This window comes from Mucilaginibacter sp. SG538B (genome assembly GCF_013376065.1).
Classification (GTDB): Bacteria; Bacteroidota; Bacteroidia; order Sphingobacteriales; family Sphingobacteriaceae; genus Mucilaginibacter; species Mucilaginibacter rubeus.
Genome location: NZ_JABMJI010000001.1, coordinates 101,012 through 122,045, shown reverse-complemented (window position 1 = coordinate 122,045; position 21,034 = coordinate 101,012). Strand labels below are relative to the sequence as shown.

The 21,034-nt window shown below is 43.6% G+C and carries 15 protein-coding genes; 8 read left to right on the top strand and 7 right to left on the bottom strand.

Annotated elements, in window-relative coordinates; genetic code table 11:
- The first annotated feature begins 142 nt into the window (after positions 1-142).
- The 4 genes from FHW88_RS00490 to FHW88_RS00475 all read left to right on the top strand — a co-directional run bounded on the left by FHW88_RS00490 (position 143) and on the right by FHW88_RS00475 (position 3,620).
- Entirely contained in the window at positions 143-1,096 is a 954-nt protein-coding gene (locus tag FHW88_RS00490; protein ID WP_090534131.1) for an NAD-dependent epimerase/dehydratase family protein, read from the top strand.
- A 151-nt stretch (positions 1,097-1,247) separates the two neighbouring features.
- On the top strand, positions 1,248-1,973 hold the full coding sequence (locus FHW88_RS00485; RefSeq protein ID WP_176622320.1) for a YebC/PmpR family DNA-binding transcriptional regulator: 726 nt from the start codon (positions 1,248-1,250) through the stop codon (positions 1,971-1,973).
- 168 nt (positions 1,974-2,141) lie between these two features.
- Complete coding sequence (locus tag FHW88_RS00480; RefSeq protein ID WP_112652665.1) at positions 2,142-2,357, top strand: DUF2442 domain-containing protein; 216 nt, start codon at positions 2,142-2,144, stop codon at positions 2,355-2,357.
- Between the two features lie 90 nt (positions 2,358-2,447).
- Complete coding sequence (locus FHW88_RS00475; protein WP_176622318.1) at positions 2,448-3,620, top strand: hypothetical protein; 1,173 nt, start codon at positions 2,448-2,450, stop codon at positions 3,618-3,620.
- Positions 3,621-3,765: 145 nt separating this feature from the next.
- On the opposite strand, the gene FHW88_RS00470 is transcribed toward FHW88_RS00475, so the two are convergent.
- The 7 genes from FHW88_RS00470 to FHW88_RS00440 form a co-directional block, all read right to left on the bottom strand.
- Complete coding sequence (locus tag FHW88_RS00470) at positions 3,766-4,536, bottom strand: dienelactone hydrolase family protein (protein WP_410505614.1); 771 nt, start codon at positions 4,534-4,536, stop codon at positions 3,766-3,768.
- Between the two features lie 129 nt (positions 4,537-4,665).
- Positions 4,666-6,018, bottom strand: a complete 1,353-nt coding sequence (locus FHW88_RS00465) for a glucoamylase family protein (RefSeq protein ID WP_176622313.1) — start codon at positions 6,016-6,018, stop codon at positions 4,666-4,668.
- A 117-nt stretch (positions 6,019-6,135) separates the two neighbouring features.
- Positions 6,136-7,617, bottom strand: coding sequence for a RagB/SusD family nutrient uptake outer membrane protein (locus tag FHW88_RS00460; protein ID WP_176622311.1), 1,482 nt, complete (start codon positions 7,615-7,617; stop codon positions 6,136-6,138).
- 11 nt (positions 7,618-7,628) lie between these two features.
- Positions 7,629-10,652 carry a SusC/RagA family TonB-linked outer membrane protein gene (locus tag FHW88_RS00455; RefSeq protein WP_176622309.1) on the bottom strand — a complete coding sequence of 1,008 codons (3,024 nt, stop codon included), beginning with the start codon at positions 10,650-10,652 and terminating at the stop codon, positions 7,629-7,631.
- 248 nt (positions 10,653-10,900) lie between these two features.
- Positions 10,901-13,795: a triple tyrosine motif-containing protein gene (locus FHW88_RS00450; RefSeq protein WP_176622307.1), complete on the bottom strand. Its 2,895-nt coding sequence runs from the start codon at positions 13,793-13,795 to the stop codon at positions 10,901-10,903.
- A 102-nt stretch (positions 13,796-13,897) separates the two neighbouring features.
- The gene (locus FHW88_RS00445; protein WP_176622305.1) at positions 13,898-14,854 is read right to left on the bottom strand and encodes a rhodanese-related sulfurtransferase; all 957 of its coding nucleotides are present in this window, start codon (positions 14,852-14,854) and stop codon (positions 13,898-13,900) included.
- A 170-nt stretch (positions 14,855-15,024) separates the two neighbouring features.
- Positions 15,025-17,505, bottom strand: coding sequence for a DUF5686 and carboxypeptidase regulatory-like domain-containing protein (locus FHW88_RS00440; RefSeq protein WP_176622303.1), 2,481 nt, complete (start codon positions 17,503-17,505; stop codon positions 15,025-15,027).
- A 130-nt stretch (positions 17,506-17,635) separates the two neighbouring features.
- Here FHW88_RS00440 and kbl point away from each other — a divergent pair, with 130 nt between their 5' ends.
- From kbl to FHW88_RS00420, 4 genes are all read left to right on the top strand, one after another.
- Positions 17,636-18,826 (top strand): glycine C-acetyltransferase, encoded by a 1,191-nt coding sequence (kbl, locus tag FHW88_RS00435; protein WP_176622301.1) that lies wholly within the window; start codon positions 17,636-17,638, stop codon positions 18,824-18,826.
- A gap of 113 nt (positions 18,827-18,939) precedes the next feature.
- Positions 18,940-19,974, top strand: coding sequence for a phenylalanine--tRNA ligase subunit alpha (pheS, locus tag FHW88_RS00430; protein WP_176622300.1), 1,035 nt, complete (start codon positions 18,940-18,942; stop codon positions 19,972-19,974).
- Entirely contained in the window at positions 19,971-20,384 is a 414-nt protein-coding gene (locus FHW88_RS00425; protein ID WP_090534154.1) for a Rieske (2Fe-2S) protein, read from the top strand. Before pheS ends, FHW88_RS00425 begins: the two co-directional genes overlap by 4 nt.
- On the top strand, positions 20,384-20,965 hold the full coding sequence (locus FHW88_RS00420; protein WP_090534155.1) for a TetR/AcrR family transcriptional regulator: 582 nt from the start codon (positions 20,384-20,386) through the stop codon (positions 20,963-20,965). Before FHW88_RS00425 ends, FHW88_RS00420 begins: the two co-directional genes overlap by 1 nt.
- The last annotated feature ends 69 nt before the right edge of the window (positions 20,966-21,034 follow it).

Below are 21,034 nucleotides of genomic sequence, written 5' to 3'. Positions count from 1 at the left end.
AAGTCTGAAGTCTGATTGTCCGTAAGTCCGAAAGATTAAAATTGGCTTGGACTTCCAGACTTACGGACATCTGACTTTCGGACTCACTTCCACTCACTTAATAAACCAATTTCCTACCTTTGCGCGGTAAACTCAATATTGCATGAGCGAAAAGATCTTAGTGATAGGCGCCAACGGCCAGATCGGTACCGAACTGGTAATGGCTTTGAGAAATATACATGGGGCCGAAACGGTTATAGCTTCGGATATTAACAGCCCTACCTATGCCATGCGCGGAAGCAGCGGACCATTTGAATTGATCAATGTACTTGATAAAGACAACCTGCACCATATATTTGATAAGCACCGCCCCACACAAGTTTACCTGTTAGCTGCCATTCTTTCGGCAGTAGGCGAGCAAAAACCCAAAATGGCCTGGGACCTGAATATGACCGGTTTGCTGCATGTGCTTGATTTTGCAGTTGAGTTTAAGGTAAGTAAAGTTTTTTGGCCAAGCTCAATAGCGGTTTTCGGTCCGCATTCGCCGCAGCATAATACGCCGCAGTATTGTGTAATGGATCCTAACACGGTTTATGGTTTTAGTAAATTGGCCGGCGAGCGCTGGTGCGAATATTATTTTAATAAATACGGCCTTGATGTACGCAGTATCCGTTACCCGGGCCTGATAGGCTGGAAAGCAAACCCAGGCGGCGGCACTACCGATTATGCCGTACATATATTTCACCAGGCATTAAAAACCGGCAGCTATGAAAGCTTTCTGGCTGAAGGTACCGCCCTGCCCATGATGTATATGGATGATGCCATCAGAGCTACCATCAGTTTGATGGATGCACCTGCCGAACAGATCAGCATCCGCTCATCATATAACCTGGCTGGCATTAGCTTCACGCCCGAACAACTGGCAGCAGAGATCAAAAAACTGATCCCTAAATTTGAGATCAGTTACAGTAATAACGACCCGCGACAAGCCATCGCCGATAGCTGGCCAAAGTCAATAGACGACAGCTACGCGCAAAACGACTGGGGCTGGAAACTGGAATATGACTTACCAAAAATGGTGGCCGACATGTTGACCAATTTGAAAACGATAATTTAAGGTTAAAGGCGAAAGGATAAAGGATAAAGGTTTTTATCCGTCGTTATATAAACAAATATTATATTTACCGCCTTGTCTTTATAAGGCAAAGCTTTGTAATACAACAAGGTTGATCTATCACTATCAACCATGAACAATGAACTAAAAAAACATGGGAAGAGCATTTGAATTCCGCAAAGAAAGAAAGTTTAAGCGCTGGGCCAAAATGGCAGTGCAATTTACCCGTTTAGGTAAGGAAATTGTAATGGCTGTAAAAGCCGGCGGCGGCGATGTTAACACCAACTCACGCTTACGTACCGCGGTACAAAACGCCAAGGCTGTAAACATGCCTAAAGACCGTGTTGAAGCCGCCATTAAACGCGCCAGCAGCCGCGACGAAAAAGATTATGAAGAGCTTGTTTACGAAGGTTACGCACCTTACGGTGTTGCAGTGTTGGTTGAAACCGCTACCGATAACACTAACCGTACCGTTGCCAACGTACGCAGCTATTTTACCAAATACGGTGGCTCATTAGGCAAAACCGGCTCTCTTGATTTTATCTTTACCCGTAAATCAGTTTTCACTTTTGAGCCAGGCGACCGCGACCTGGAGGAGCTTGAACTTGAATTGATAGACGCAGGTTTGGAAGAAATATTTGTTGAAGCCGATGAAAATGGCAACGATATTGCGGTAATCCATACAGCTTTTGAAGATTTTGGTAAAATGCAAAAAGCGTTAGAAGAGATGGGTATCGAAGTAAAATCGGCCAAGCTGGAGCGTATCCCGCAATCATTCCACACTGTCAGCGAAGATCAGGTTCCTGAAATTATGAAACTGATTGACCGTTTGGAAGAAGACGACGACGTGCAGGCTGTTTACCATAACATGGCGGAGTAATCCTGGTATCGGATTCCGGAATTTCGATTTCGGATTTAGTTCCACTCAAACAATAAACACCATGTCATTGCGAGCGATGGCGTGGCAATCGCACAGAAGCATCATCGCTCTGTACAGCATGCGATTGCTTCGTCGTTCCTCCTCGCAATGACATAAAGAAGAAACATCATGCCACTATTCAACACACGTAAAGGAGAAAAAAAAGTAAAGGTTACCTTTGCTAACGGCCTTCTTTTTGTGGAAACTGATGGTGGCAAGCCGCAGGCTTTCCCATTGGAATGGTTTCCACAGTTATTAAACGCTACCGATGAGGAACGTGAAGACTGGAGCCAAACCGAAAAAGGCATCCGTTTTAACAAGCTGGGTGTAGATGTAACATTATAAGATTTGAGATATGAGACGTGAGATATGAGACAAGGCTCTAAACCTTCAATTATCTCAAATCTCATATCTAACATCTGATATCTAAACAAAATGGTTTTTGAAGAATTTTTAAAGAAGAAAAGAATTGATCTTGCCGCCCTGCAACAGGGCGAACCTGCTTTGTTTTCTGAATTTAAAGATCACTTTGAACAGATGGGCGAAAAAAGCTTCGACCATACCAAAAAATACTGGTTTAATAAACTAAGGCGGCGGTTCCCGGTTCCGCTTGAAGTTAAAACCGAAAAAGCACATATCAAAAACCCGCTGGCCGAACAAACCATAACCGAAAGTTTAACAGAACCCGCTACGCCGGCCAAAGTTGGCTTTACGCCTAAGTTCCGGCCGGCAACGACACCTAAGCCTTCTCCTTCTGCTGAGGAGCCTAAGGAACAAGCAACGGAGCCTACTGCATCAGAAGCTTCATCGCCTGAAACTACACCAAAACCAGCATTCAAGCCGCGTTTTAACCCTGCCATGGCGAAGGCTCAACCGGCGGAAAGCGAAACATCACCCGAAACAGATAAAGAGCCACAGACCGAAACTCCTGCTCCCACTGTTGAAATACCGGCAACACCAGCCAAACCCGGTTTCAAACCACGTTTCAACGCTGCAATGGTAAAACCGAAGCCAGCCGAAACTGAAGCACCGGCAGAGGATAAAAAAGAGGAAAACCCGGTGGCTGAACCACAGACGCCACCTGCAGAGACTCCAGCGCCTAAAATGGGCTTTAAACCACGCTTCAATGCCGGCATGGTAAAACCTAAGCCGATTGAAAACGATGTAACTGCTGAAGAGCAAAAAGAAGAAGCACCGGTAGTTGAAGAGCCTAAAATACAGGAGCCTGAATCACCTGCATCCAAAATGGTCTTTAAACCACGGTTTAATGCCGCTATGATGAAGCCGAAGTCAGCTGAATCAGAGCAGGAACCTGTTGAAAATAGCAAGGTAGAACCATTAGCCGAAACTCAGCAACCATCAGTTGAAGAAGAAAAACCGACTGCTGAGGTATCTGCGCCAAAACTTAGCTTTAAACCACGGTTTAACGCAGCAATGATAAAGCCTAAAGCTACTGAAGTTGAAGAAACACCTGTAGAAGAAAAAAAAGAAGAAACTCCATCGGAAGAGCCTCAGACACCATCCGCCGAAACTCCCGCACCTAAATTGGGATTCAAGCCACGTTTTAACGCCAAAAATCTTCCTAAAAAATCAGAGGGAGAAGAATAGGTTAATAGCTTTTCCAATCAAGCTAAAAATTCATGTCATTGAGAGCGTAGCGTGGCAACCGCACGGAAGCGTGACCGCCCTGTATAGCATGCGATTGCTTCGTCGTTCCTCCTCGCAATGACATGTTTTTTGTATTACCCGTCTCCTACTTACTATGCGAAAACAACCAATGCAACAGATCAGGCTCGTTGAACGCGTTGTCCCAACTGTTGTGCCCTACACCTGGATATAGCGTAAACCGCGGCTTGCCTCCCGCCTCTTTAATAGCATCAACCATTACCTGCGAGTGATCGGCAGGTACTACCGGGTCATTATTACCGTGAAAGATCCAGAGCGGAACTTTTTTAGCGTATTTCTTCGCGTTCAGCGTATTATCGCCGCCGCAAATGGCAAAGGCTGCTGCAAATACATTAGGTTCGCGGCCAATGATTTCAAATGTCCCCATACCACCCATGCTAAGGCCTCCCACATAAACTTTGTGCTTATCAACAAATGGCTTATCTAAAAACTGGTCAACCAGTCCCATCAGCATGATCATCGCCATTGTTGGCGGCGCATTTTCCTGGAAAATAAATTTGCGCTTATTGGTTGCCGAATCCGTAACCTGCTTTACATTGCTCCAGTAACTTTTTGCCGGGCATTGCGGAAAAACAATGATAGACTCGTATAACTCCCTGCAGCTGTCCTGTAAGAACCGTTGTGCCCCATAAGCCAGTTGCGACTCATTATTGTTTCCCCGTTCGCCCGAACCGTGTAACACAAACAATAAAGGGTACTTTTGACCCGGATTAAAATGTTTCGGAAATAAAATTCGGTATGGCAGTGTGTCTACTTTAAAAATAAAGCTGCCCCTGTCAAACGAGGTCAAATTTTGGGATCTGGCTAAAAAAGAGAATGCTAAGAGTAAGCTTAGCATTCCTGTAATTCGTATTGTTTTGATCATGGGTTAAAATGCTTCTTTGTTTTGCAACCGACGTAATTACCGCCGTTGCTTTAAAACAAATTTAACCTCTTTAACGGCCTTTTGTTTATTTTTTATGCCGAATTAATTTTTCACGATAGCGGGGCTTTCAAAACCCAGTTTTTTCAAACCACCCTGAACCTCGGGGCAGCTCATGAAAAGTTTCCAGAGCAAACCGGTCCGGTAGTTTTCAATCATCACAATGATCGGGCCCTGGTCGATGGCCAAATAAGAGTTAGCGTACCAGTTATGCGATTCGCTGAAGGCATCGGTAAAGCCATACTCGCCCCAGATCTTATCGCCCAGATCGTAATAAAAATGACGCAAGGCTTTCATCGAATATTCAGGCGTATACGGAAATGCCGAAAGCGCCGCCGTTGGTGTAATAACACCAAGATCATTTGTTGGTGAATGGGCATTGTATCCCTCAAAGTTATCACTGGCAGTTAAGCCCCAGCAATTTTCACCATAGCCTTTAAATTTTTTAGGATTATCAACGCAGTAAGCATGATTGATCAAAGTATGATTTTTATTTTGTTCCCAGTAGTCGGCATACTCGTCCTTTAATCCCTTAGGATTAAGGCCGAGGAAAGAATATTGCGAGAAGAATAGCGGACCGCCGTAATCAAAACCAAGCGGCAATTTAAAACCGTAAAAAGTTTTTCCGTTTTTAAAGAAATCGCTTTGCGCCCAACCATTATGGTAAACATTGGCACTAACGGGGTAACGTTCGGCAGATGCGGCAAGCACGTAAGTGATCAAACATTCGTTAAAACCGTGGATCGGGAAATTCATGGCCCAGCCATTGTTGGGGCTCCAGTGCCAGTAAAGGTAGTCGCGGCCATCACGGGTAAACCAGCTCCATTCCATTTCGCCCCACATCCAGTTAATCACATCGCGGATTCGGCGTTCTTTCGGATCATCGGCAGTAAAATACTGCCTCGCGCACAATAAACCCTGGAAAAGATAAGCTGATTCAACAATATCACCACCATCATCCTTACGGCCAAAACGGATCACTTTACCGGTTTCGCCGTTTAACCAGTGCGGGAAAGCGCCGTGAAAAGCATCGGCCTTGTATAAAAAGTTAACGATCTTAACCATACGGTCAACCGCCTGCTCATGGGTGATCCATTTGCGGCTATCGGCCACAATGAGCGACATGATGCCAAATCCCGAACCGCCGGTAGTCACCACCTCGTTACCGTAATCAAAAGAAGTGTTGCTGCGCTCACGGGCCAGACCGCTCACCGGGTGACCAAAGTCCCAGAAATAACGAAACGTTTGGCGTTGCACTACATCCAGCAAAGCGCTATCGGTAAGGTTTTTTATAATACCAACGGGCTTAATGCCGTCTTCTGATTTTTTTGTTTGCTTTTGGGCAAAGGCGCAAATGGCAGCCAATATAAATACCGGAGTAATAAATAGTTTTTTCATAAAGCTATTTGCATTTGGATATGAAAAACAGGGTTTTCATTAAAAAAAGAGAGGTTGCCCGTTAAACCCAACAAGGCAACCTCATCATCAATCAACTGTGTGTATTTTATTGGCTAATTAATAACCAGGGTTTTGTGTTAATGCGCCACCGCTCAGGTCAATTTCATTTTGTGGCACCGGCCAAACTTCGTTTTTGCCGGCTTTCCAACCGCGTGAGCCAAAAACTTCGGTACCCCTACCCTGACGGATCACGTCGAAATAACGTTCAAATTCCATAGCCAGTTCAACCCTTCTTTCCTGGTATATAGCTTTACGAAGGGTTGCCTGATCAGTTGTGGTTATCTTTGGTAAGATAGCGGCGTTACCGGCACGGGCACGGGCACGAACCTGCTCTAACGGAATTAAGGCAGCTGCAGAATTACCCAGCTCATTATTAGCTTCAGCGTTCATCAGCAATACATCGGCATAGCGTAAAACAATTTTATTTTGCTGGCAGCCTTCGTTAAAACCTGATACATACAGGCTGAAAGGCACGTATGATTTTTGGTTATACATCGGGTTATCTCCGCTGGCCGGGATCTTATCACCCTCTGGCGTAGTTTCGCCCCTGAAAATGATGGTAGCGTCACGTCGCGGATCGCCGGTTTCATAAGCTGCCGCCAGCTCCGGACTTGGCACATTAAAGCCCCAGCCACCACCGGTAACGCCACGTACACCCTGTACCTGCGAGTATTGTGAGTTTGACGCATCCGGGTTATTAGGGATCAATGCGCACTGGATTTCAAATATCGATTCCTGATTATTTTTATGATTGGTGCGGAACATTTGTTCATAATCAGGAAACAACGAATAGCCCATGCCCATTACCTGGTTGGTGTAATTCAATACATCGCTCCATTTTTTCAGGTATATGGCAACTTTTGCATGCAACGCAATAGCGGCACCTTTTGTAGCATGACCGATATCGGCAGCGCTGTAAGTTTGTGGCAATACATTAGCGGCATCAGTTAAATCAGTTTCTATAGCGGCCCAAACCTGTGCTTTTGCTGTACGCGGCAAATTATATTCAGATGCATCTTTAGGTAAGGTTAAACGCAGCGGCACATCGCCAAAAGCCCTAACCAACCTAAAATATGAATAAGCCCTGATAAACTTAGCTTCGGCCAGATACCTTGCCTTTAAAGTTTCATCCATGGTGATACCAGGCACGTTGGTCAAGATCTGGTTAGCAAAGTTGATGTTCTGGTACTGACCTTTCCAGAAACCACCCAGTTGGGCATCCCCCGCAGTAATGGTAAATTTGTGATAGTCATTAAAGAAGGTAGCATCACTGGCGGTACTGCCCTTTTCTACATCGTCAGAACCCATGCTCTCTACAGCAATAGGTGCAAAGGCTATGTTGTTCCACTCGCGCAGGTTAGCATACATGGCGCTAACCGCTTTTGTGGCATCATCCTGGGTTTTGAAAAACTGGGTGGCCGCGGTATTTTGAGCCGGATCGACATTTAAGAAGCTTTTTTTACAGCTTTGAAACGATATAATTGAAGCGATAAGACCTAAAGCAACGACCTTACGCGAATATTTTGTACTATTTTTCATCTTTATATTGATTAAAAAGTAACGTTAACACCAAAATTATAGGTAGCAAACAACGGATACACACTTGCATCAATACCACGGCTGCCTACATCACCACCAATCTCCGGCGAGAAGCCTTTGTAACCAAACAGGTTGATGGCGTTTTGTGCGTTTGCATAGATCCTGACTTTTGAAATATTCAGTTTCTTCAGGAATTCGCCCGGAATGGTATAGCCCAGCTGCGCGTTCCTCATCCTGAAGTATGCACCGCTTTCAACATAGAAAGAGTTAGGGGCGGCATTGCTGTTTTTACCAACGTTTACTGAAGGGTAGGTGTTTGAAGTACCAGCCCCGTGCCAGCGATGGTCATAAAAGTCCTGAGTGAAGTTTTCGTTACCAAAACGGTAAGCGATATTGGCATTATAAACACTTACACCGGCAACGCCCTGAAAATCTAACGCAAGGTCGAAGTTTTTGTAGGTGAATGATGTGTTTATACCGTAGTTATATTTTGGCAGCGGGCTACCCAGTGCAACGCGATCGCGGCTATCCAATATGCCGTCGTTATTGGTGTCCTGGTAAATGAAGTCGCCAGGGGCTGCGCCTGGTTGTTTTGAAGCCGCAACCTGCTGTGCTGTTTGGAAAATGCCTGTTACTTTGTATCCATAAAACTGGCCTATTGGCTGGCCAACCACGGTACGGGTAGCTAACGCACCGTTGGCAATACCTTCGCCACCATCATAAATTGGATTTTGGCCGGTTATTACATTAAGGACCTTATTGGTATTGATACCGAGGTTACCGCTGATACTATAAGTGAAATCCTTTGACGGATTATCTCTCCATCCTAATGAAAACTCCCAACCTTTATTCTGGATAGTTGCCTGGTTACCTATCAATGAACTGTTACTTGTACCTAATGAACCAGCCACTGGAATTGCGAAAATAGCATGTTCAGTTTTACGATCGTAATAATCACCTTCGAAAGTAAGTTTGCCATCAAACAAGCCGCCCTCGATACCAAAATCTGACGACGCGGTGTTTTCCCAAACGATAGATGGAGGTACTATGGAGTTAATACTTGCACCCGGATAAGTTTTAAGCGGGTTACCAAATAAGCCCGTGAGGTAAGGATCGGTGGCAATAACTTGTACTGTCGGGTTAATAGGCACACCAGAGTTGCCTATCTTTCCCCAGCTTCCCCGAACCTTTAACGAACTGAATACCTTCTGATTTTTCATAAAATCCTCGTTGGTAATTACCCAACCGGCACCAATTGATGGGAAATTACCATAAGTATGCTGGCCATAAAACTGCGAGGCACCGTCATGACGAATAGAGGCGTTCAACAAATATCTGTCTTTAAACGAGTAATTGACACGTGCAAATTGTGATAATGCGCGGTTGTGAGCCTGGCTACCGGGAGTTGGAAAGAAATTTATATTGGCGGTATCAGGGAATGAACTCCTGATACTGCCGTTTTTTACATACGGAACGTTATCGGCCTTACCATCTATTTGTTTAGTTCGGTAATTTTGAGCACTGTAACCCACCAGGGCTGTAATTTTATGATCTTTTATTTTAACATCATAAGTAAGGGTGTTTTCCCAGATCCAGTTACGTACATCGGTATGGTTGATGTCCAGATTGGTTTTATTACTCTGTTGTTTTAAGGTAGCAAAGTATTGAGGAGAATATCCCCGTACTTCATTCTGGCTGATATCGCCGCCAAAGCTCGACTTAAATTTGAAGTTTTTAAGGAAGGTAACTTCGCCATAAGCGTTATAAGTAAAACGCTTGTTTTTTGTGCGCTGATTAAAAAAATCAATAGTAGCCTGCGGGTTATAGTTATTACCATCGCCGGTTCCATAGTCGTTAGGATCGCCATAACTGCCATCAGCTTTGCGTACAGGTAGTGTAGGGGCCGCGCCAAATAACTGGTGAAAGATATCGCCATTTACATCGCGCGATACATCAGACAGGCCACTTGCTGTATAACCTAATTTTAAGTTTTTAGTTGGCTTAAAATCATTTGACAAGTGAACTGTGTAACGCTGATAATTGTTGGTTTTGGCTAATCCATCCTGGTTAAGGTAACCAAACGAATAGTTATAGGTATACTTATCGGTACCACCACTTATTGAAGCCTCATGGTTTGTAGTAAATGCCTTGCGCAATATTTGTTTATACCAGTCTGTTCCTTTACCGTATGATGAAGGATTGCTGAATATCGGATCGCCACCATTTAATGCCGAAAGCTCATTTACCGCAGTGGCATATTCATTGGCATTTGCCATTTTTACCTGGTTGGTAACAGCCTGCAAACCTACATAGCCATTATAATTAATAACCGGTTTACCTTTTGTACCACGTTTAGTACCTATCAAAACTACACCGTTAGCTGCACGGATACCATAGATAGCTGTACTTGACGCGTCTTTCAAAATGCTGAAGCTTTCGATATCCTGCGGATTAAGGAAGCTGATATCATCATACCAAACACCGTCAACAACAAACAGCGGTTTGGTATTACCATAAATAGTACCTAAACCACGAATAGTAATGTCTGGTGATTTACCCGGTGTACCGCTGTTGGTGATTTGTACACCTGATACTTTACCCTGTAAACCGCTCAATGCGTTAGGTGAAGCTTGTTTGGCAACATCGGCGCCTTTAACAGTAGCTATCGAACCGGTTACGTCAAGCTTTCGCTGCGTACCATAACCAATAACAACTACCTGTTGCAATTCGTTTGTCTTTGGCTGCAGGGCTACGTTTATGGTTGTTTGCCCGTTAACTGCTACCTCTTGTGTAGCATAACCTATATAAGCAATTGATAAAGTTGCATTACCCGGTGCCTGGAGGGTAAAGGCTCCGTTTACGTCTGTTTGGGTACCTATAGTTGTTCCTTTAACTGAAACAGACACGCCTATTAAAGCCTCGCCTGTTTTTCCGTCAGTTATTTTACCTTTTAGTGTAACGTTTTGTGCAAACGCCGCGTCATAGCAAAACAACAGTAACAACATCAACCCTGAAATAGTAAATATTCTTTTCATAGTGGTTAATAAATAATACGGATCGAAAAATAATTGGTTTATTGATTTGCAAAGCTGTACAGATAATCAGCCTTTAGCAAATAATGTAACTCAACATTAATACATCAGCATAAGAATACTTTCACACGAAATGTTTTTATAAAACACAAACACCTATTTAACAGACAGTTAAAATAAAACCAACTACTACACAGCCCGCTTAGTACCCAATACCACTAAATAGCACAATGAGAGGTAATGATGTAGTGTTAAAGCTCGATGAGAAACTCGGTGAGGTTTTTATCATGCTCCAGATTGAGCTTTTTGCGCAGCCTGTAACGACGAATTTCGACCCCGCGCAAAGAGATGTTGAGCAGTGACGCTATCTCCTTGCTATTCATATTCATGCGCAGGTACGCGCATAGCTTAAGGTCATTTGGCACCAGGTCGGGGTGACCGGCTTTTAGTTTTTTAAAGAAGTTTTCGTGCGCTTCGTTAAAACTGGTTTCAAATATGTTCCAGTCACGCTCATCGCTCATACCTTCATCAATCACTTTCTGGATGCGGCGCAATTGTTCGTCGGCAAGTTTCTTACCATCGCCCCCTTTCAGGTGGGTTAGCTCGTCGCTTATCTTTTGCAGCAGCTCATTTTTGTAAACTATGTTCATGGCCGAATTTGCGAGTTCACGGCTTTTACTGGCCAGGTCGGCTTGCAGCTGCTCGTTCTTTATATTGATGATGTGCTGCTCATTTGCAATAGCTTCCTGCTTCAAAAATTCTTCCTTCTCTTTCTGCAGCTTTTGTTGAATCTGCTGCTGATGTTTTTTCAATTTAAGCCCGTAGTAATACCTGATCACATAAAATAGCAATACAGCCAGCAACACATAAAACACCAGCGCTATTTTTCCGGCATACCATGGCGGCAATACCGTAAAAGTTATTGTTGAAACAGCAGATTGGTACTGATCATTGATCTTAGCCCTCACCTTAAAATTATAAGTACCCTGGTTAAGATTCGTAAACTCCTTTTGGCTTTGCGGCATCCACTCGCTCCATTGATGCGAATAGCCTTCCAGATAATACTGAAACCTGATTTTAGCCTGGGTATAATAAGGCAGAGAATAACTTATACGGATGTTATTTTCGGCATAAGGTATTTCAATGTTATTGCTCTGTTCTGCTGCTTCAGTTATCAACGATACCTTATCGGTAACATTCTCTATCCTCCTGATCAAAACATCAGGTATTTTGATCCTATTGGGCAGTTGAGCATCTGCATCGTTTAATATCACAAACCCGTCATCAACACTTATCAAATAGGTTGAGTTGTTGATACGGTTAATGGTTTCATAATGCTGTACCATCTGTCCGTTCAGGATAGAAAACCTGTTGGTATCGATGGTTAGCTTCCCGGTAACAGACATATCGGCCAAACCAACCCTGCCCTGGTTAATGAACCAGTATTTTTTACCTATAGCCTTAATGATCTTACTTGAGGTGGCAAATGTGCCCAGTTTGCTGTTAAGCTGCTGATATTTATAAAACCTGTCGGTAATATCGTCATACACATAAAAACCCAAATCTGACGAGAAAACCGTGCGGTTATCGAGATCAAATACATTAATGTTGTAACTACCCGGCAAACCATGTTTTTGGTCGTAATAAACGTGTGATACCACAGTGCGCTGATCGGCGCTTAAAGTAAGTTTATAAATACCCTTATAAGCGTGGCTTACCCAAATTTGACCTTTGGCATCACGTTCAACATAGCGTGAAGGTTCACTGAAACCCGCTAATTTATGGCTGAATTGCCAATTGCCCGCGGCATCTTTCCGGTAGATCACCAGGCCGGTATAAGTGCCCTGCATGAGCATATCGGGGGCCATTTTCTTAATGGTCCAACCGCCTGTTACATCCGAGATCTTTTTTAACGAAGCTCCATTTACCTGGTAGGTTCCGTCGTTATGGCCGCAAAGCAACCTGTTATCCTGTAACGACAAATCCCACACCTGCCCCTGCGAACCGGGAATCAGTTTAAAGTCGAATGTTTGAAAGGGGCTGTTATGATTATCGGGCAGCCAATCGCTGTAAAACAGCCCCTGGTTAGTGCCGAGATAGATCTTTTTATCAAAAATGATACTTGAATAAACCGTACCGAATTTCCCGGTTTTATCGAAATAAAAATACAAAGGCGAGTTAACCTCAATTCTATCGATACCATTATCCAGTCCGGCCCAAAGGTTTTGGCTGGCATCGGTATAAAGGCTTAACACCGTATTGTTTTGCATACCGCTGGCTTTATTGATATGCTGCACTACACGACCGGCAGTATCAACGATCACAATACCATTAAGAATGGTACCATAGGCGAAATACTTATCGGCGATGGCCGCGCCATTATTCAGCTGGTAGGTTTTTAAAAAATCATTTGCCTGGCTCACCCATGGCTTAACTGTTTTACCATCGTAGATAAATAAACCATTTTTTGCCGTACCAATGAGATATTTACGCTGTTGAAATGGCAAAATAGATAACACACCACTTGCGCCTAAAATACTGCTGCCTTCAATATATTCAGTCTTTGAACCTTTAAGCTCAAAAAGCCCTTTGGTTAATTGCTCTACAAAAAAGCGGCTATCACATTTAAAAAGAAACAAATACGGCTCATGTGTTTTTACCACTTCAATTTTACCAGCCGAATAAATATAGATAGCACCAAATGATTGGAAAAGCACCCTGTTGTTATCGCAATATATTTTCCAGATCTCTTCGGTTACCGGTAAAAAGTTTTTGGGTACCAGGTTAACGAGTGAGGTATATTTTAAAATGCCCTTACCATCGTTATGCCAATAGCCAAATTCACCATATCCGCCGGCATACACCCTGCCCCTGCCATCAGCACTAACTGAGCGTACAATTAAGCCGTTGGGCATGTGGTATTGCTGCCAGTATTTACCATCAAAGGTGAGCAGGCCTTCGGCATTACCAAAGTACATGATATCGTGCTCATCGCGCGTTACCGACCAGTTTTGGTTACCAAACTGGTAAGTTGCCTTGGTATAGTTTTGAATATAAGGAACACCTACACTTTTAATATCTACCGACCACGCGGGCCAAACTGATATAAAAACAAGAACGATAATAATACACAGGATTTTACGCATGGGATGTAGCGGCTCAATTTGCTAAAGTAGTGTTTGTACCCGACAAAATAAAAAAGCCTACCCTTGAGGGTAAGCCTTATATAATTAATTGTGCCACAGCTGTTATGCTATTGGCTGCAGTTTGTTTTTACTCACATTTACCGGTTGAGGTACTTTTACATAATACCCGGTACCATCATAAACCCGTTTACGCGGATGCTCTTTACAAGCCTCGCTGCAGCAACCGTCCATAGCGGTTCCGCATTCATCGCACTGGGTAAAATGTTCGTTGCACTCGGGGTTGGCGCAATTGATCATTTTTGGTGTGGTTTTGCCGCAATTGAAGCAGGTTGAAATAACAACAGGGTTAACGCTGTTCACATCAACCGAAAGGCGGTTATCAAACACATAGCATTTGCCTTCAAAATCCTCGCCGCCCGCTTCTTTACCATATTTAATGATGCCGCCATGCAACTGGTACACTTCCGGGAAACCCTCGTGCAACAACAAGGCAGATGCTTTTTCGCATTTGATGCCGCCGGTGCAGTATGTCAGGATCTTTTTATCCTTGTACTTGGCCAGCTCGTTGATCATGGCCGGAAAATCACGGAAGTTATCAATATCAAGGGTCACCGCGTTTTTGAACTTGCCTAAAGAGTGTTCGTAATTTGAACGTACATCCAAAACAACCACATCTTCCCTGTCTTTCATCGCCAAAAACTCTTTCGGCTCCAGGTGTTTACCGGTTTTTTGTTTCGGGTCGATCAGATTCCGATCACGAAGACCTGAATGTACAATCTCTGATTTATAACGCACATGCATTTTTACAAAGGAAGGCGTATCTACTTCATCAATTTTAAAGTCGATACCGGCAAAACGCTCGTCGGCGTGTACAGTATCCATATAAGTTTTACATGCCTCAACAGTACCCGAAACAGTACCGTTAAGCCCTTCATCGGCCACAATAATGCGCCCGGTTAAACCTAAGCTTTTACAAAATTTTAAATGATCGGCAGCAAATTGCTCCGCATTAGCTATTGTCGAATAACAATAGTATAGTAGGGTATTATACATTTTCATAAAATCATTGATACTGCTGCAAACAGTGTTAAATGAGCGGCGCAAAGATACGAACTTTGTTCGAAGTCCGAAAGTCTGAAGTCCGAAAGTCCGTAAGTAAGAAGTCAACCATTAAATCAAGAGCAAAAACTTTCGGACTTAAGCGGACTTTCCGACTTTCGGACTCCCTCCTACCTTATCCCGTAAAAGATCCTGAAGCCTTGGATGTATTTTTTATCGCCGGCGTAGGAGATACCATAGTCAACACGGAAAATTAGGCGCTGTACGCCTACGTAAAACTCGCGGTAATTGCGGTTATTTTTCGTGGTGAGGTAGTTGGCACCGATAATTTCTTCAAGCTTCCACTTTCTTAACAACGGGATATGATTAAATAGTGAACCTGCAAAATTATGTTGGTAATGCGCCTCTAAAAACGCACCGTTGGTACTATAGGTATAAAAAGGCAGGAAGTGGAAACTACCTACATAGGTAGGATCAAAAGTGGTACCCTGGTTACCTAAAAAGTGGTTATAATCCATGTAGTACAGGTTGTTGTTATTGAAAAAGCCTCCGCCCGATACTTTAAATGATGAATAGCCCGAAAGACCGACACGGATATGGTCCTGCGAAAGATCGACAGAGGCAAAATCGTAATCTACATCCGAGCCGATGATATTTTTAAACCCTTTACGGTAGTTTACCGTTAAGGTTGGATATTTTGACGGCAGGTTAAACTTGCCGGTGGGCCGGGTTTCGTACCGCTGATCGAATGTAAAAGTAGCCGAGGCGTTAAATACCAGTGCCTGGTTATCTGGAAACAAAAACGAATGGTCATCTGCCGGAGTACCCGGCGGAGCTAATGGATTATTTGATGTAAACTGGCGATCTTTAATATCCTTTATCTTGCTAAAAGACGTATTGTAAAGCTGCGAACGACTTGAATACGACAAACCTCCTTTTAAAAACACGCCGTTTAACACTTCGCGCTGATAGCCGAAATCGCCATAATGGCTTCGGTAATATTTAACATAGTTATTTTCGCTCAGAAGCGTACTCAGCGTGTTGAAATATAACGAACGCGTGCCTACATTGTTAAGATCAAGCACATCGCTGCCAAAATCAGCATAAAACTTAGCGTTATGGAAAGGATCGTTCTTATACTCAAAACCTATGTTGGCGCTGAAGATTTTGTTAGAGAAACCATAACGCAAGGCGGGTGTAATTGTCAATGAATGAAAATCATCAATGGTACGGATATAGCTTACCTTTGCATTAATGCCAAAGCCCTCAACCGTGTTGTAATAAAAGGTTTGTATAAACGGAAAAATATACAATGAATCCCTGTTGCTTTTATTGCTGGCAGCATAACCAAAAATCAGGTAGCCAGGATAGTTGATATGATTTTTATGATGCTGAAGCGAATCCAGATAAGTATCCGTCTTTTTATATTCTTCAAAGGCATCCTTTTTTTTGTAATCACGATCCTCAAAAGCAGTTAAGGGTATGGGCCTCGCATCGGCCCAGTAGCCCGGCTTTTTACTATTAGCTACCGTATCAATTTTCAGGATCTCACCGGTAAAAAAGTTATCAGGAAATGTCGGGTTGATTTTATAGTTATTATAAACAGCCGCATAATATCCGCCAAATTTAAATCCGAAGACGGCCCCTTTAAAACTGTATTGGGTTGATGCAGGCATCCATACGCTATCGGTTATGGCTACGTATTGCTGCCTGATCTTTAATGTATCAACCAGATTGAGGTTGCTCGTTTTATTTTCAACAAACAGGTCAACGCTGTAAATGCGCCAGTCGCCGTCAACAATATAAATATCGCCCTGAAAATACTGACCATGCCCGCGTTTCGGAATCACCTGGATTTTGTGGATGGTATGGCCATTTTCAACTGAGGTTCCAAGCAATTTGTAATTATAAAACCTGGGACCATATGAAGCAACCGGAGAAACAAAGCCACGGGTAGCTAACCCGTTTATAGTAAATACATTCTGGTAAAAATTAGCCTGTAGATCAGATGCCTTTTTGTAGCCAAATGCTGTATTCTGGCCAGCCATCCGGTTGGCGATAGTAATCTCCCGTACCTTGTTTGGTTTTTGAAAATTGTATTCAGATATTGATTCGGACTGGTAGAGTATCCCCCTACCGTTTGTATCCAAATCGAGCGTTTTCCTTACCTCCTGGCCCAACAATGATTTAGGTACGCTCAGTAATTTTTGTACACCTTTGATATAAACAGCACAGGAGTATGAAGTGGCCTCCTCAATATAGTATTTGCGCTTTTTCAGCACTTGCTTCATGATGGTATCGGCAGCATCCCGGTTTTTACGATAGGTTTCGGCTACCCTGTTGGTGGCAAATACTTCATCGGCCATTTGTACATTATGTTCCTGATCCTGATCTGTTATGGTGACCTGCTCTATCTTTTCAGTATATCCAACATAGCGGTATATGACGTTATAGGTACCGGGAGCAAGTTTAAACTGGTAAATTCCGTTTTCGTTGGCGGTAGTACCATAGGTGGAATTACGGATATAAATAGAAACAAAAGGAATGGCCTGTCCATCCTTATCGGTTATTTTTCCTGTCAAAAGCGATTGCTGCGCGGAGGCCGTTATTACGCTTAAAGCAATGGCCAATAGTAGTATATATTTTCTCATATGTTACTTATGCGTAATACTTTAGAGCTTAAAAATGTTTTATTATCTACTTAATAATTATTTAAGGTTTAATAAACCTTATCAAATGCCCGCGAATGCTTAATTTTGCCCTCTTTAAAACACGCATGCTATGTACAACACACTAAAGCCGGTTTTGCAACAGGAGTTAACCGAAATTGAAAATGCCGGGTTATACAAAAAGGAACGGATCATCACTTCGCCCCAGGGCGCAGATATTACTGTTCAGGGCGGTGCCGAAGTAATTAACTTTTGCGCCAATAACTACCTCGGCCTATCGGGTAATGCCAAAGTGGTACAGGCCGCCAAAGATGCCATGGATACGCATGGTTACGGTTTATCGTCTGTACGGTTTATATGTGGTACACAGGACATACACAAAGAGCTTGAAAAAAAGATAGCTGAATTTTTGGGCACTGAAGATACCATACTTTACGCTGCGGCTTTTGATGCCAACGGCGGCGTGTTTGAACCTTTATTTAACGATCAGGACGCTATTATATCTGACGAACTGAACCATGCTTCGATCATTGACGGTGTGCGCCTTTGCAAGGCCCAGCGCTACCGTTACAGGCACGATGATATGGCCGACCTGGAAGAAAAATTAAAAGCTACGCAGGAACTGCGTCATCGAATCATCGTTACCGATGGCGCTTTCAGCATGGACGGCACCATTGCCCAGTTAGATAAGATCTGCGACCTGGCCGATAAATACAACGCGCTGATCATGATCGATGAGAGCCATTGTTCGGGCTTTATGGGCAAAAATGGCCGCGGTACGCATGAACATCATAATGTGATGGGAAGGATTGATATCATCACCGGTACATTAGGTAAAGCTTTGGGTGGCGCATCGGGTGGTTTTACATCTGGTCGTAAAGAAATTATTGATATGCTACGCCAGCGCTCACGCCCGTATTTGTTCTCAAATACTTTGGCACCAGCAATTACCGGTGCTTCAATTGCGGTACTGGATATGTTAAACGAAACCACAGAGCTTCGCGACAAACTGGAAAGCAATACGCAATACTTCCGTCAAAAAATGACCGAAGCTGGTTTTGACATTAAACCCGGCGTGCATCCTATAGTCCCGGTTATGTTATATGATGCCAAGCTGGCCCAGGAGTTTGCTGCAAAAATGCTTGACGAAGGTATTTATGTAATAGGCTTTTACTATCCGGTAGTACCGCAAGGTAAAGCAAGGATCAGGGTACAGATCTCGGCAGCGCATGATATGCACCATTTGGATAAAGCTATTGCAGCGTTTACTAAGGTGGGTAAGGAACTGGGAGTGCTTAAATAGTCGTATATTTGCTGCCCTGCGCACAAATATCAATCTATAACAGCTATCTCCTTAGCCACCAATAATCAGGGAGCAGAGATAACAACAAAAAGAATTACAAACAATACATTATAATGCAAGCTCAGATAGACCAATATACCGCCGAGATCAATGCTTTTTCGCCAGCTAATGCTGATGAACTGGAGGCGTTCCGTATTAAATTTTTAGGCACCAAGGGTATTATTAAAGACCTTTTTGAGCAGTTTAAAAGCGTTAGTCCGGAAGAGAAACGCACTTTCGGAAAGGTACTTAACGAGTTTAAACAACTGGCCGAGGCTAAATATAACGAGCTGAAGGAAAACATTGGCACAGGCACGCAAAGCAAAGGCAATGATCTTGACCTTACTTTACCCGGCGATGGCTTTACTGTTGGCTCACGCCATCCGTTGTCATTGGTGCGTAACGAGATCATCGATATCTTTAAGCGCTTAGGCTTCGTTGTTGCCGAAGGTCCGGAAATTGAAGACGACTGGCATAACTTCTCGGCCCTGAACTTCCCTGATGAACACCCGGCACGTGACATGCAGGATACCTTCTTTATTAAAAAGAATAATGGTAAAGATGATATTGCGCTGCGTACCCACACCTCATCGGTACAGGTACGGATGATGGAAGCCGGCAAACCACCGTTCCGTGCAATTATGCCGGGCAGGGTTTATCGTAACGAGGCTATTTCGGCCCGCGCGCATTGCTTTTTCCACCAGGTTGAAGGTTTGTATGTTGATGAGAATGTATCTTTCTCTGATCTGAAACAAACCCTTTACCACTTTGTGCAGGAGCTTTATGGCGAAGGTACAAGGGTACGTTTCCGTCCGTCATACTTCCCGTTCACCGAGCCATCAGCCGAGATGGATATTTCGTGTACCATTTGCGGCGGTGCCGGTTGTAACATGTGTAAACACAGTGGCTGGGTGGAAATTTTAGGCTGCGGTATGGTTGATCCTAACGTTTTGGAAAACTGCGGTATCGACAGTAAAAAATATACAGGCTTTGCCTTTGGTATGGGTATGGAGCGTATCGCCAACTTAAAATATGTAATCCGCGACCTGCGCCTGTTTTCAGAAAACGATGTACGTTTCCTTAAACAGTTCCAAACTGAAATGTTATGAGGAAACTCACTATAATATTATTGGTAGTTATCGGTTGCTTTTCGTGCGGAAAAGCAACCGATAATGTACCGAGTGTACCTGTTAATTTCCAGGCCGCATTGGGCACACCGGCATTGAGCCCCCTTAACGTTGCGGGCGGCGCGGTGGCCGTTAATGGTTATGGTGTGTCCGGATTGATCATTTACCGTAAAGTGAACGGCACTTATGCGGCCTACGACCGGTGTAGCAGCTATCAGCCCGAAAAAAAATGCGCCGTAACAATTGACAATACAGGCTTTACGGTAACCGATCCCTGCAGCGGTTCAAAGTTTAGCCTTGAAGATGGCACACCGGTAAAAGCCCCGGCCACAAAGGCATTAAGAACCTATAGGGTAGCTGTTACCCAGTTTGAAATTCAAGTAACTAATTAATGGAAGCCGATAAAATAAAAGATAGTATTAAGCGGGCGGCACAGGAACTTTTCCGCAAATTCGGGTACCATAAAACCAGTGTTAACGAGATTGCCAAAAAGGCAAAAATTGCCAAGGCAACCATCTATAAATACTTCGATAGCAAAGAGGCCGTATTACACGTACTGCTGATGGACTACATTAAAGCCAGCGTTGACGACCTGGTACAAAGCAATTGGAATGATATTGATGAAGAGGTTTATCTCAATAACCTCATCATGAAAACCTGCCGCCTCTCCTATACTGTTTGTAACGAGTTTATCGGCTGGGATTTCATCCGCGAGTCAACTAACTCACAGGATTTTTTAAAGAACCTATCTAACGAACTGGAAGAACTGCTCATGGCATCGTTTATCCAATTGCCCGGCATCCGCAAGCACGAAACTTACCAACAGCGCTTACGCTTCCTGATCAAGTGCAGTAAAAGCATCGTGTTTAGCTTTGCATTTACTTCGGTAAGTGATTCGGATGTGCGGAAAAATTTTGTTTCTTTTCAGAAAGAGATCCTGCCCTATCTGGTTAAGGCGGCGGTTTCGGTTTAAGTAGCTAATTGGCGGCACATTAACAGAATATTGTGCAAGACATTATGAATATATCCGTTACTAACATAT

Bases quoted from the DNA above. Each gene is read 5' to 3' on its own strand.
- FHW88_RS00490 (WP_090534131.1), top strand. From the start codon at position 143: ATGAGCGAAAAGATCTTAGTGATAGGCGCCAACGGCCAGATCGGTACC.
- FHW88_RS00485 (WP_176622320.1), top strand. From the start codon at position 1,248: ATGGGAAGAGCATTTGAATTCCGCAAAGAAAGAAAGTTTAAGCGCTGG.
- FHW88_RS00480 (WP_112652665.1), top strand. From the start codon at position 2,142: ATGCCACTATTCAACACACGTAAAGGAGAAAAAAAAGTAAAGGTTACC.
- FHW88_RS00475 (WP_176622318.1), top strand. From the start codon at position 2,448: ATGGTTTTTGAAGAATTTTTAAAGAAGAAAAGAATTGATCTTGCCGCC.
- FHW88_RS00470 (WP_410505614.1), bottom strand. From the start codon at position 4,536: ATGCTAAGCTTACTCTTAGCATTCTCTTTTTTAGCCAGATCCCAAAAT.
- FHW88_RS00465 (WP_176622313.1), bottom strand. From the start codon at position 6,018: ATGAAAAAACTATTTATTACTCCGGTATTTATATTGGCTGCCATTTGC.
- FHW88_RS00460 (WP_176622311.1), bottom strand. From the start codon at position 7,617: ATGAAAAATAGTACAAAATATTCGCGTAAGGTCGTTGCTTTAGGTCTT.
- FHW88_RS00455 (WP_176622309.1), bottom strand. From the start codon at position 10,652: ATGAAAAGAATATTTACTATTTCAGGGTTGATGTTGTTACTGTTGTTT.
- FHW88_RS00450 (WP_176622307.1), bottom strand. From the start codon at position 13,795: ATGCGTAAAATCCTGTGTATTATTATCGTTCTTGTTTTTATATCAGTT.
- FHW88_RS00445 (WP_176622305.1), bottom strand. From the start codon at position 14,854: ATGAAAATGTATAATACCCTACTATACTATTGTTATTCGACAATAGCT.
- FHW88_RS00440 (WP_176622303.1), bottom strand. From the start codon at position 17,505: ATGAGAAAATATATACTACTATTGGCCATTGCTTTAAGCGTAATAACG.
- kbl (WP_176622301.1), top strand. From the start codon at position 17,636: ATGTACAACACACTAAAGCCGGTTTTGCAACAGGAGTTAACCGAAATT.
- pheS (WP_176622300.1), top strand. From the start codon at position 18,940: ATGCAAGCTCAGATAGACCAATATACCGCCGAGATCAATGCTTTTTCG.
- FHW88_RS00425 (WP_090534154.1), top strand. From the start codon at position 19,971: ATGAGGAAACTCACTATAATATTATTGGTAGTTATCGGTTGCTTTTCG.
- FHW88_RS00420 (WP_090534155.1), top strand. From the start codon at position 20,384: ATGGAAGCCGATAAAATAAAAGATAGTATTAAGCGGGCGGCACAGGAA.